Origin of the sequence: Dielma fastidiosa (assembly GCF_000313565.1) — a bacterium.
Taxonomy (GTDB): domain Bacteria; phylum Bacillota_I; class Bacilli_A; order Erysipelotrichales; family Erysipelotrichaceae; genus Dielma; species Dielma fastidiosa.
Genome location: NZ_HE578925.1, coordinates 339,123 through 351,418, shown reverse-complemented (window position 1 = coordinate 351,418; position 12,296 = coordinate 339,123). Strand labels below are relative to the sequence as shown.

16 protein-coding genes and 3 tRNA genes are annotated in these 12,296 nt (G+C 38.5%); all 19 read right to left on the bottom strand.

Going from position 1 to position 12,296, the window contains the following annotated elements; all coding sequences use genetic code 11:
- Positions 1–143 precede the first annotated feature (143 nt).
- Positions 144–491 (bottom strand): 50S ribosomal protein L19, encoded by a 348-nt coding sequence (gene rplS / locus DAHG_RS07485; protein ID WP_022937721.1) that lies wholly within the window; start codon positions 489–491, stop codon positions 144–146.
- A 130-nt stretch (positions 492–621) separates the two neighbouring features.
- Entirely contained in the window at positions 622–1,350 is a 729-nt protein-coding gene (gene trmD / locus DAHG_RS07480; protein ID WP_022937720.1) for a tRNA (guanosine(37)-N1)-methyltransferase TrmD, read from the bottom strand.
- Positions 1,347–1,853 carry a ribosome maturation factor RimM gene (rimM, locus tag DAHG_RS07475; protein ID WP_026880872.1) on the bottom strand — a complete coding sequence of 169 codons (507 nt, stop codon included), beginning with the start codon at positions 1,851–1,853 and terminating at the stop codon, positions 1,347–1,349. Before rimM ends, trmD begins: the two co-directional genes overlap by 4 nt.
- A 38-nt stretch (positions 1,854–1,891) precedes the next feature.
- Complete coding sequence (locus DAHG_RS07470; RefSeq protein ID WP_022937718.1) at positions 1,892–2,140, bottom strand: KH domain-containing protein; 249 nt, start codon at positions 2,138–2,140, stop codon at positions 1,892–1,894.
- Between the two features lie 2 nt (positions 2,141–2,142).
- Complete coding sequence (gene rpsP, locus DAHG_RS07465) at positions 2,143–2,415, bottom strand: 30S ribosomal protein S16 (protein WP_022937717.1); 273 nt, start codon at positions 2,413–2,415, stop codon at positions 2,143–2,145.
- A gap of 100 nt (positions 2,416–2,515) precedes the next feature.
- Positions 2,516–3,901 carry a signal recognition particle protein gene (gene ffh / locus DAHG_RS07460; protein ID WP_022937716.1) on the bottom strand — a complete coding sequence of 462 codons (1,386 nt, stop codon included), beginning with the start codon at positions 3,899–3,901 and terminating at the stop codon, positions 2,516–2,518.
- 104 nt (positions 3,902–4,005) lie between these two features.
- Positions 4,006–4,389 (bottom strand): hypothetical protein, encoded by a 384-nt coding sequence (locus tag DAHG_RS07455; protein WP_022937715.1) that lies wholly within the window; start codon positions 4,387–4,389, stop codon positions 4,006–4,008.
- 72 nt (positions 4,390–4,461) lie between these two features.
- Entirely contained in the window at positions 4,462–4,845 is a 384-nt protein-coding gene (locus DAHG_RS20505) for a type II secretion system protein (protein ID WP_022937714.1), read from the bottom strand.
- Between the two features lie 52 nt (positions 4,846–4,897).
- The gene (locus tag DAHG_RS20500) at positions 4,898–5,329 is read right to left on the bottom strand and encodes a type II secretion system protein (RefSeq protein ID WP_022937713.1); all 432 of its coding nucleotides are present in this window, start codon (positions 5,327–5,329) and stop codon (positions 4,898–4,900) included.
- A 312-nt stretch (positions 5,330–5,641) separates the two neighbouring features.
- Positions 5,642–6,421 (bottom strand): putative RNA methyltransferase, encoded by a 780-nt coding sequence (locus tag DAHG_RS07440; protein ID WP_022937712.1) that lies wholly within the window; start codon positions 6,419–6,421, stop codon positions 5,642–5,644.
- Positions 6,415–7,128 carry a leucine-rich repeat protein gene (locus DAHG_RS07435; RefSeq protein WP_022937711.1) on the bottom strand — a complete coding sequence of 238 codons (714 nt, stop codon included), beginning with the start codon at positions 7,126–7,128 and terminating at the stop codon, positions 6,415–6,417. The genes DAHG_RS07440 and DAHG_RS07435 overlap by 7 nt, the downstream gene beginning before the upstream one ends.
- 57 nt (positions 7,129–7,185) lie before the next feature.
- Complete coding sequence (locus DAHG_RS07430; RefSeq protein ID WP_022937710.1) at positions 7,186–7,473, bottom strand: hypothetical protein; 288 nt, start codon at positions 7,471–7,473, stop codon at positions 7,186–7,188.
- A 128-nt stretch (positions 7,474–7,601) separates the two neighbouring features.
- Positions 7,602–7,688, bottom strand: a tRNA-Leu gene (locus tag DAHG_RS07425).
- Between the two features lie 3 nt (positions 7,689–7,691).
- Positions 7,692–7,765 (bottom strand) — tRNA-Cys (locus DAHG_RS07420).
- Between the two features lie 27 nt (positions 7,766–7,792).
- A tRNA-Leu gene (locus DAHG_RS07415) sits at positions 7,793–7,879 on the bottom strand.
- Positions 7,880–8,002: 123 nt separating this feature from the next.
- Complete coding sequence (locus DAHG_RS21645) at positions 8,003–9,076, bottom strand: ABC transporter substrate-binding protein (RefSeq protein ID WP_022937709.1); 1,074 nt, start codon at positions 9,074–9,076, stop codon at positions 8,003–8,005.
- Positions 9,073–9,870, bottom strand: coding sequence for an ABC transporter permease (locus DAHG_RS21640; protein ID WP_022937708.1), 798 nt, complete (start codon positions 9,868–9,870; stop codon positions 9,073–9,075). The genes DAHG_RS21645 and DAHG_RS21640 overlap by 4 nt, the downstream gene beginning before the upstream one ends.
- On the bottom strand, positions 9,870–10,709 hold the full coding sequence (locus tag DAHG_RS07400; RefSeq protein ID WP_022937707.1) for an ABC transporter permease: 840 nt from the start codon (positions 10,707–10,709) through the stop codon (positions 9,870–9,872). The genes DAHG_RS21640 and DAHG_RS07400 overlap by 1 nt, the downstream gene beginning before the upstream one ends.
- Before the next feature lie 3 nt (positions 10,710–10,712).
- Positions 10,713–12,290: an ABC transporter ATP-binding protein gene (locus tag DAHG_RS07395; RefSeq protein ID WP_022937706.1), complete on the bottom strand. Its 1,578-nt coding sequence runs from the start codon at positions 12,288–12,290 to the stop codon at positions 10,713–10,715.
- Positions 12,291–12,296 lie beyond the last annotated feature (6 nt).

Below are 12,296 nucleotides of genomic sequence, written 5' to 3'. Positions count from 1 at the left end.
CAAAATCTCCTTTTCAGCATCCAATTGCCCTATGCCATATAGCTATTTTACCATATTCATTAATCACTTTCATTGGCTGGAACGAATTATTTCTAATCTGTCATATTCTTTAAATAAAAAAGCCGGTTCCCCGACTTTTTGAATTAACGAATTTCTTTGATACGAGATGCTTTACCAGAAAGTCCACGTAAGTAGAATAATTTATTTCTTCTAACTTTACCTTTACGTACTACTTCAATCTTATCGATGATTGGTGAATGTACTGGGAAAGTTCTTTCAACACCAACACCGTTAGAAATCTTACGAACAGTGAAGTTGTCGCTGATGCCACCGCCCTGACGAGCAATAACTAAACCTTCAAAAACCTGGATACGAGATTTGTCACCTTCCTTGATCTTAACGTGAACACGTACTGTGCAGCCAGATCTGAATTCAGGAACATCTTTTTTTAATTGAGTTGCAGTAACTTCATTAACTAAATTTAAATTCATAACTCTCTTTTCTCCTTTTCTTTCATTTATTTAAACGGCTTACTCATTCGTCAGGAATAAATCGCTGACCAGCGGAATAATCGTGCTTTAACAGCCTTTTAATGTTATCACAGAATATTTAAGATTGCAATTATTTTTTATCAATTTCTGCCAATATTTCATCAAAAAGCACTTTTTCTTCTTTTGTAAAGACTCTGTCCTTTAATAATTCAGGTCTTCGCAGATAAGTCTTTCTCAATGATTCTTTCAAACGCCATTTACGAATGTTAGCATGATGACCGGATAATAAAACTTCCGGCACCTGCTGCCCCTCATAATCAATGGGTCTTGTGTATTGCGGATATTCCAGCAAGCCATTCTCAAAGCTGTCATCCTCATGACTTGCTTCCCTGATGACACCTGTGCATAATCTGAAAACCGCATCACTGATAGCCATAGCGCCGATTTCACCGCCTGTCAGCACATAATCGCCAATCGACACCTCCGCATCAACTAAAGAGCGAATACGCTCATCAAAGCCTTCATAATGGCCGCAGATTAAAATCAAATGATCATAGCCGGCATATGTATGCGCCATCTGTTGTTTGAATGGTGTACCCTGCGGCGTTAACAATACAACGTAGCTGTTTTCTGTTCTGACACTTTTCAGCGCATCCGCAATCGGCTGAACCATCAATACCATACCCGCGCCGCCGCCGCATGGTGTATCATCAACATGATTATGCTTATCTTTAGTAAACAAACGGTAGTCAACCGTCTCAAATTCTATTTCCTGTTTAGCTAAAGCTCTGGCGATGATCGAGGTTGACCTAAAGGAATCAAAAAATTCAGGAAACAGTGTTAATACTGTTATTTTCATAGCAGCCCCTCAATCACATGCACGACAATCTTCTTCAACTCAACATCCACATCAACAATAAAGGCATCCACATAAGGAATCAGCACTTCTTTACCTTCAGCATTGCGCACCCTTAACGTATCATGCGCCAACGTTTCAATGATTTCTACTACCTTACCTAATTCATTTTCTTCTTCATCCACTACCTGACAATCCAGCAGCTGATAAAAATACACCTCATCCTCATCAAGCTTTTGCAGTTCATCAGAATCAACACTAATTACACAGCCCTTATATTTCTCAACAAAATTAATATTCAGCAAATCTTTGAAAGCTACGAGAAGACATCCTTTATGACGCCGAAAACTAGCCACTTCCATTGGCACCAGTTCCTTGCCGAATTGAATATTTACCGTATTGCCGACAGCAAAACGCTCTTCTTCAAAATCCGTACTGCTGATGATTTTAAGTTCACCCTTAATACCATGAGTATTGATGATTTTTCCAATTTCAATCTGCATCATGATTCCTCCTCTTTAAAAATAGGATGCTGATAAGCATCCTAATAAGATTCAAATTTAATCGTAATTTTCTTATCTTCCTTGCGGGAAGCAACTGACATCATCTGACGGATAGAACCAGCCATACTGCCCTTACGTCCGATTAATCTAGCTACATCTTCACTATTCGCATAAACATAAAGCAAGATTTCCTTTTCATCCAACGTTGACATTAACTTAACCGATAAACTGGCCTTGTCATCAACAATTGGACTGCAAAGATCATATAGAACCTTTTCGAAATCAATCATTGTTATTTAGCGTTTTTTTCTTCGTGAAAACGTTTCATGATACCGTCTTTAGACAGTAAGTTGCGAACAGTATCGCTTGGTTGTGCGCCATTGTTCAGCCATTTCATAGCTAATTCAGCATCAATCTTTACTTCCGCAGGGTTTTTTGTAGGATTGTAATAACCTAAAGATTCGATGATTCTACCATCTCTTGGTGATCTTGAATCAGCAGCAACAATTCTATAAAATGGAGATTTCTTTGAACCCATTCTCTTTAATCTTAATTTAACAGCCATCTTAATTTCCTCCTAATCGTTAACTTAACGAATACTACTCTACCATACAAATAAAAAGGTGTCAAGGTTTTTACCTTAACATCTTTATTTTTTTATTCAATTAACGGCGGCGGCCAAAACCACCAAAATTATTCTTAGGCTTTTTACCCATTAACGCACCCATATTCGGCATTTTACCGTTCTTGCCCATATTACCCATCATTTTCATCATTTGACGAGTCTGTTCAAACTGCTTGATTAAACGATTAATATCCGCAACCTGAGTGCCTGAACCCTTCGCAATACGGCTCTTGCGTGAAGCACGCAGTATATCTGGATTTTCACGTTCTTCCATCGTCATACTCAGAATAATCGCTTCTGTCTTTTTCATTTGACCTTCAGCTTTTGCTTCATCGATCTGACCGGCCATCTGCGACATTCCCGGAATCATCTTCATGATGCCGCCAAGACTGCCCAGCTTATTCATCTGGCGGATCTGCATCAGCATATCATCCAGCGTAAATTTGCCGCTCATCATTTTAGAAGCCGCTTTAGCCTGTTCCTCCATGTCCATCTTTTCCTGAGCCTGTTCGACAAAGGTCATGATGTCACCCATACCCAAGATACGGTCAGCCATACGATCCGGATAGAAGATATCTAAATCATCAACCTTTTCACCCTGACCAACAAACTTCACAGGAACATTTGTGATTGCACGTACAGATAAGATACCGCCGCCTCTTGAATCACCGTCAAGTTTAGTGAGAACTAAACCTGTCACAGCCAACTGTTCATTAAAGCTTTGCGCTACGGTCACAATATCCTGACCGGTCATCGCATCAACGGTCAGCAAAATATCATCAGGCTGAACCGCTTCTTTAATATCCGCAAGCTCCTGCATCAATTCTTCATCAATATGCAGACGGCCGGCAGTATCAAATAAAACTGTGTCATAACCGTTAGCCTTCGCATATTCCATTGCATTTTTAGCCTGTGTCAGCGCTGGTACATCTGCCCCTTCACTATACACTTCCACATCAATGCTGTTTCCTAATGTCTTTAACTGTTCAATTGCCGCCGGACGGACAATATCGCAGGCAACTAACAATGGCTTTCTCGCCTTTTTCTTCTTCAATACATTCGCAATCTTTGCGGAAGCCGTAGTTTTACCAGTACCCTGCAAACCAACCATCATGATAGTTGTAATACCGCTGGACTTAAAATTGATTGACGCCTCAGAAGTACCTAATAATTCAACAATCTCATCATGTACGATTTTAACAACCATCTGACTTGGATTCAGCGAAGACATAACATCCGCGCCCAAAGCCTTTTCCTTTACATGATCGATAAAATCCTTAACTACCTTATAGTTAACATCCGCTTCCAATAATGACATACGCACTTCACGCAGCATGTCATTCATATTTTTCTCAGTTAATTTCCCTTTACCTGTAATATCTCTAAACGCTTTATTCAAACGATTCGTCAATGATTCAAACGCCATAAAATCTCCACCTTTCAGCTTTATTTATTATAACAAAGAATAGTAGAAGTGAAAAGAAGAAAAAAGAAGATACACATGAAATGTACCTTCCCAATAGAATTTAATCAATAATTACCGCACAGAATATCTTCGCCATCTAATGTTTCACAAGCGATACCATCTTTAACATAAGACACATATGTTACTGACTTACCATCATCGCTTAAAGTTATACTGATCTGATCAATACTGAAACTAGCACCCAGCTTCTCAGCAACCTTTTCAGTGAAATTATCCTTAGTAATTCTTGTATCATATTCCTTAGTGAAGAGAATCTGATCTGCAACGATCCAGACCGTATGTGTATTAGCTCTTGCGACCTGAACCTTTACACCCTTGGAATAATTTCTTAATTGTATACCCAAAAATATGACTAAGATACAGAGTAAAGAAACAGCGATAATCAGTCCTTTAAAAGGAAAAATTTTCTTGATTCTTTTATTTTTCATAAGTCACCTCTTGAAAATTAGACTGCATAGCATATTTACTTGTAGCTATTGCTTATTTAATTTATCATTTTCTCAATCACCTCTATATATAGTACAGTTGATATCACTTCCGTTTATAGTATCACATATGTAATCACCAGTACTGTAAGTGGCAGAAATTACAATTCCTTTTTCTCCATCAAACTCGACATCAACTTCATCAGCATCAAAACTCGAGCCAAGTTTTTCTATTACCTTTTCATTAAAATTATCAGCATTTATAGTAGTATCATATTGTTGTGCTACTTCAACAGCCTTTGCCGCCGACCACACAGTACGTAAATTAGCTTTAGCAACCTGCATTTTGGCATCATCTGCATAACCCATAAACTGCGGCACTAAAAATAATGCCAATATCCCCAAGATAGCGATTACTACAATCAATTCAATTAAAGTAAAGCCTTTTTTATTTTTCATAAAGTTACCTCTTAAAAAGAACATACCGAAGTATGTCCTATATGATTAGATATTATTCTGTTGTAGTACACTTAATATCATCTTCATCTGCTGATGGTTTATAAGTACATGTAACACCATTAGTTTTATATGAAACTGATGTTAATGACCAAGTTTTTCCATCAGCATTTTTTGTAGCTTCGACTTTTACGTCAGCTACAGTAAACGAAGTACCTAATTTATCAGTTACTTCTTTTGTAAAAGCAGTCAAATCTTTAAATTCTTTATATTCAGAAGTAGTCTCCGCAGCTTTTGCAGCTGTCCAAACAGTACGAGTATTAGCTTTTGCTACTTGTAATTTCGCATCTTGACTATAACCCATGAACTGTGGCAACAAGAACAGTGCCAAAATACCTAAAATAGCAATAACCACAATCAATTCAATCAATGTAAAACCTTTTTTGTTTTTTAAATTTTTCATTTTCTTACCCTCCAGTTTTTTCATGAAAAACCACCAATTTTTGAGATTGGTATACCCATTGCTAACCATATCCTTTAATAATTATATCTCACAAAGGATATAACATCAAGTGATTAAATATAAATAAAACAATAATGCGCACAAACAGACACCTCATCAGCATAAACCCCTAAATTTGACGCAAACACTCTGATTAAGGCTCGTTGAAATATATTATTACATTTATTCATATCGATTAGATTAAAGGCAATAATCTTACGTCTACATTATACAATTTACACAAACTATCGTTAAGTCCCATTCGTTTATCGGCAATGAAATGTCATAATTCGGACATTATTTTTGATATAAATCAATCAAAAAATCGATTTCAGTTGATAATTCGGTTAACGTGTTCAAGCGAGCTGCGGATGCCTGGCTCGTTTTCCAATAATAAGGCGTCATCATGAATAATGCCTTGATCTGATCATTAGACATTAAATGAATCTGATCTGTTACATTTACTCTTTGAATGTGCGTTAAACCCTTTAATTCAACGCTTTCTTCTTCATTGTCATAGACCTCATCATAAAGCACTTCCTTGAGTCCGTGCAGATGCTTGGCACCCGGCCCTACCTTAATCAGAATACCGTCCTTTTTCAAGATTCGGTTTATCTCATCAACGGGTGTCGGTGCAAAAATATTGACCACGCAATCCGCACTGGCATCACCAATCGGCATATCAAAGATCGAAGCGATCGCATAAATGGTATCCTGATCCAGCTTTGCCGCGGTATTCAATGCCGGTTTGCTTAAATCAAATGCTATGATCTGATTGCCGCAATCATGAAACTGTCTTGTATAATAGCCCTCTCCGCAGCCTGCGTCAATCAGCATATCCGGCTTTATTTCCTTCAGCAGTTCAATCAGTTTATCAGCCAGCACCTGATAATAACCAGCAGATAAAAACAAGGTTCTGGCATCAACCATTTCCTTAGAATCACCGCTGATTTTCTGATTGCCTAACACCAGATTTACATACCCTTTTTTCGCAATATCATAGGAATGCCTTGCTGAACAGTGATATGTTTTCTCATGCCTGACAAGCGGCAGTCTGCATTTGGGACAAACTAACATTGGTTCTTCCCCTTTTCATAATAGATGCCGTCAAAGTCTTCAAAGGTAACTGATTTATAACCATTTTCATCTTTTTCATAGATAATCATGTCAAAATGCTCATCGGTATGCATAAATACTGTATTGCCGTTTTTAGTTACAATCTCGGTGAAGTCATCTTCGTTCTGATCATGATTCAACCGTGTATCAAAAATAAAGCTTGATTCCTTCTTTATCTTCCAATATAATTCACCATAGATTGATTTAACTTCAATATAGATGATTTCATCGCCCTTTAATGATGCGTTTAATTCAGCAAAAGCATTGGCAATATCAGAAACCACCTCATAACCGTCCGGCAGATCCAAGGAAAGCAGCATGCCGCTGTAACATTTATAGCCAGCATACGGCACTACGATCCGTTTGATTGGATTATTGGCAAAGGCATCCTTTGCTATCCGTGGTATTTCTGCACGTTCAAACACAATTTTCTCAATTTTATTATTCGCGAAAGCACGGCTTTCAATTACCTTCATTTTCTTATGAAAAACAACTTTTCTCAGATAATTGCCGGCAAATGTTTCTTCACCGATCCGTGTTGCTTTTTCACCTAATTCAATATTCATTAAGCTTTTATTCATAAAGTCTGAACCGCTGATATCCAATAAAAAATCACTGAAATAAGCAGTCCCATCCTTTAATAAATAATATTTCTTATCAACTGCCATTTAGATCACACCCTTCTTTCATATTATACCATTTTTTACTATCACGAAGAATGAAAATTATTTTCTTGATAATGGTTTAAGTGTTACCGGTACAAAAACATAAAGAATCAGATATTTAGCCGGTATAAAGCCGGCGATCATGATTATTAGAATAATATATGGGTTATTGATATAATTCACTAATTCCAAAGTAATAGAGCTTAAGACAAGACAGTAGATAATCATAAGCGCGATACTTTTTATCGTATTCAGTTTAACCTCATAATTCCTGCCGCAGTTTGGGCAACGAACCTGTTTATCTGTCATTTTAACTTTCATTTTAGTTTTGCATTGTGGACATTGCATCAGCATCACCTGCTTTCTATTTAATTGTACTTGAATTTAAGTGACTTAGCAACCGGAGGCTGTTTCAAGCACAAAAAAACTGTAATTTTCAGAGGAACTCTTACTTGTTACAGCTTCTGTCTATCGAATGGTGGGGCCGGGGGGACTTGAACCCCCACGGGATTGCTCCCAACGGATTTTAAGTCCGTTGCGTCTGCCTATTTCGCCACGGCCCCAACTGGAGGTACCAATCAGATTTGAACTGATGATCACAGAGTTGCAGTCTATTGCCTTACCACTTGGCTATGGTACCATACCTATTTAATTGTTTTACAATGAATGGTGGGGCCGGGGGGACTTGAACCCCCACGGGATTGCTCCCAACGGATTTTAAGTCCGTTGCGTCTGCCTATTTCGCCACGGCCCCAAAACTTTTCATTGCTCGTCTATTATATTAAATTTAATCAGAAAATGCAACAGCTTTTCACACTTTTTTAGAAAAAAAGAGCAAAAACATTTCTGTCTCTGCTCCCCTTTTATCTATTCAGTTTTACTGAGCCTTTACTTTAAGCCATAATTCAGCCAGTTTGCTGACCATTTCCGCATTATAAACAAAGACTTCATCTTTAGCATAACCAACTCTTGGCAAATAGGCTTCATTGTCTTCATATAAGCCGCCTGGCGCTGTCATATCATCTAATACTTCCTGATTGCTTGATGCATAGCCAACTTCTTCAGAATTGCCGTATGATGCTTCATAAGTCAACACATAATTGATAAATTCATTAGCTAATTTAGGATTCTTGGCATTCGCTGGAATAACCATGCCGTCAGACCAGATATTTGTTCCCTCATTCGGCTGGAAATAACGCATATCTTCATTTTCAGAAAGAATATAAGCAGCATCGCCTGAGTAAACAACCGCAAGATCCTTCATGCCGTTAACCATGTTGTCAATAACCTCATCGGTAACATAAGCCGGGTCCATTGTATTGTTGATCTGTGACAGCCATTCATAGGCAGCCTGAATTTCAGCATCATCAGAGCTGTTCATTGAATAGCCCAGATTTTTAAGCGCGATCATAAATGAATCACGTTCTGAGTCATACATATAAATGCGGCCCTTGTAATCTGTATCCTGAAGAATAGCATAACCCTCTTTTTCTACTTTTTCACTTGGCACATTGGCTGAATTGTATACAATCCCTACACTGCCCCAGAAATAAGGCGCGGAATAAGTGTTATCTGGATCATAAGGCAGGTTTTTAACCCCCTCTGCCAGATTTGCAAGATTAGGAATCATTGATTTATCAAGCTCCTGAAGCATATTTTCTTTAACCAGACGTTCAATCATGTAATCGGAAGGAACCAGTACATCATATGAATCACCGGCCTGTAATTTAGTATACATTTCTTCATTGGAATTAAAGTATTCTACAACAACCTTTACACCAAACTCTCTTTCAAAATCAGGAATTAAATCTTCACCCATATAGGCACCCCAGTTATAGAGCTTTAATGTATCTGAACCATATTTTTCAACAGCATCACTGGAGCCATTGGAAGAGGAACAGCCGCTTAACAGCAGCATGGCGCTTGTCAGTACAGCAAGTGTTTTTTTCATATTCTCTTTTTCTCCTTTTTATCTTTTAAAAGTGGTACAACATTGGCCAAAATCAGTCCAATGGTAATAATAACGATAATAATTGTCGATAAGGCATTGATGGATGGATTGATGCGTTTTGACATCGTCCATACCAGTGTTGAAATATTGTTGACGCCATTGCCGGTAACGAAATAAGAAATAACAAAGTCATCAAATGACATCGTAAAGGCAATTAACGCGCCGGATACGATTCCCGGCATAATCTGCGGTACGATGACCTTCGTTAATGCCTGCCATGGTGTAGCGCCTAAATCCATCGCCGCTTCCGTAAGATTTGGATCAAGAGTTCTCAGCTTTGGTGTGACGCTTAATATTACATAAGGAATACAGAACATAATATGCGCCAGCAGCAAAGTGACAAAGCCTTTTTCTATCCCTTTGATTGATGCAAAGAGCATCAGCAGGCCAACCGCGGTAACAATTTCCGGGTTCATAATCGGCAGATTGTTGATTTGTTCAACAATATTCTGTACGATTCTTTTTGATTTAGATAAACCAATCGCGGTAATCGTACCGACGATGGTTGATACAACCGTGGCAATAATCGCGATGATAAAGGTATACCAGATGGCTTCCATCATCGTGCGGTCGGCAAACATTTTTTCATACCAGCGCAATGAGAAGCCGCTGAAATGAGTTAATGATTTAGTTTCATTAAATGAGAAGAAAATCGTATAAATAATCGGCAGATAGAAGAATATCAGCATTAAAACAATATAAATATTGAAAATAGGCTGTTTCTTTTTCTTCATTAGATACGCCCCCTTCCATTCGACGGGTCTTTATCTACTTTCTTAGTCAGATACATCAGGAACATGATGATGACCGCTAAAATCAAAGACAGTGCCGATCCGGCATTCCAATCGCCGGATTTCAGAAATAAGGTTTCAATAATATTTCCGACGTTGGAGAATTTACCGCCGCCGATCAATGACGTAATGGTAAAGGTAGATACCGCCGGTAAGAAAACTAAGGTGATACCGCTGACTACACCCGGCAAAGATAAAGGCAGGGTGATTTTTCTGAATGCCTCAAGCGGTGTCGCCCCTAAATCACTGGCAGCTTCCAGATAGCTTTTATCCATTTTAGTCAGTGATGTATAAATCTGCAGAATCATAAACGGAATAAAATTATAAATCATAACAAAGACAACCGCTGCCTCAGTATGAATCATTTTTACCGGGCCAATGCCGATCAGCCCCAGCAAGGTATTAAACAAGCCGTCATCCTGAAGCATTCCCATCCACGCATACGTTCTTACTAACATATTGATCCACATCGGCAAGGTAATCAGCAGTACCAAAAGAGTCTGCGTTTTTTCATTGCAGCGTGAGATCGCATAAGCCGCCGGATAGCCAAGCAGGATACAAAAGAAGGTTGTCACTACGGCAATCCGCATTGAACGGATCAGCACATCGATATAGATTGGTTCCACAAAGAATTTAGCAAAATTATCCAAGGTGAAATTCAAGGTTACAACACTGTTCCCTTCCTTGGTAATGCCATACATAAAGATAAACAGCATCGGTATAACGATCATGACCGACATCCATACAATGTATGGAATCGTCATCTTTCTAAACTGCTTCATAGCTTAATAGCTCCCTGACTTACTCATGATATGAATATCTTCAGGCTCAAATTTAAGACCGACAACACTGTCAACTTCGGCATAATCTGTCGTATCTACCTTATATTCATAACCACTCGTTTTAAAGGTCACATAATAAGTTCCCGGTACAATCGTTTCCGGATCAAAATCATAATCAACGGTCGTAATTTCTACCTTAATATCTTCATCAAGATCCCATGCCTGCGCGTTCGCCCAGATTTTTAAATCAGTATCCAAGGCGACACTGTCCTGAATCTCATCTACTTTTTTAAAGAAATTCTCAGCGAAAATCTCTTCACCGTATTCTTTAGATACCACACGGTTTTGATCCTTAACAATCATATTAACTGTAACGGAAGTACCGTTTGAGGTTGAGAAGGTAACCGGATAAGTTCCCTTTTCAGGTTTAATATCATATTCAACCTTACTGATTGAGATTGATTCTTCCTCATCATCCATACTCCATGCCTGCGCGTCAGCACGGGCAATGATTTCCGCGTCTGTCAATTCCTTTACGTCCTCAACATCCAGATAGAAAACATTGGCACTCATTTTTTCACGGGCTGATTCATTTATTACTGGCCGATCATCCGATACATGCATCTGTACTGTGATACTTGTACCTGATTTAGTTTCAACAATAATTTCATAATGCACACCCTTAAATAAAACTGATTTTACAATACCGCGCAGCTTGCCCTGACTTTTAGGTACAATATCTAAATCCTCAGGACGAATTACAACATCAACCTTTTCATTAGGTTTAAAGCCAAAATCCACACAGGTAAATTTCTTATCTTCAAACATAACCTCATAATCTTTTGTCATAACGCCGTCTACAATATTACTCTCACCAATGAAGTTTGCGACATATTCATTGATCGGTTCGTTGTAAATATCTTCTGGTGTACCTACCTGCTGAATTTCACCATCCTTCATAACCACAATCTTATCTGACATTGTCAGCGCTTCTTCCTGATCATGGGTTACAAAGATAAAGGTGATGCCTACTTCTTGCTGGATTTTCTTTAATTCATGCTGCATTTCCTTGCGCAGCTTTAAATCCAAAGCACCCAGCGGTTCATCCAAAAGCAAAACCTTTGGTTCATTGACTAAAGCGCGGGCAATCGCGACACGCTGCTGCTGACCGCCGGACATTTCCGTAACTGAACGCTTTGCATATTCCTCAAGATTTACCAGCTTCAGCATACGGTTAACCTTTTGTTCAATTAAGTCTTTAGCTTCTTTCTTAATTTTTAAGCCAAAAGCCACATTGTCATAAACATTCATATGCGGAAATAAAGCGTATTTTTGGAATACGGTGTTGATTTCTCTTTTATATGCAGGCAGCTTGCTGATTTCTTCACCATCAAACATGACCTGACCTTCAGTCTGTTCCAAAAAGCCGCCAAGGATACGCAGCAGTGTCGTTTTACCGCAGCCGCTCGGTCCTAGCAGAGTAACAAACTCGTTTTCATAAATATCTAGATTTATCCCTTTCAGCACTAGCTGACCATCGAATTCTTTTACGATGTTTTTAAATTGAATCAGTGGTTTCATTGCTGC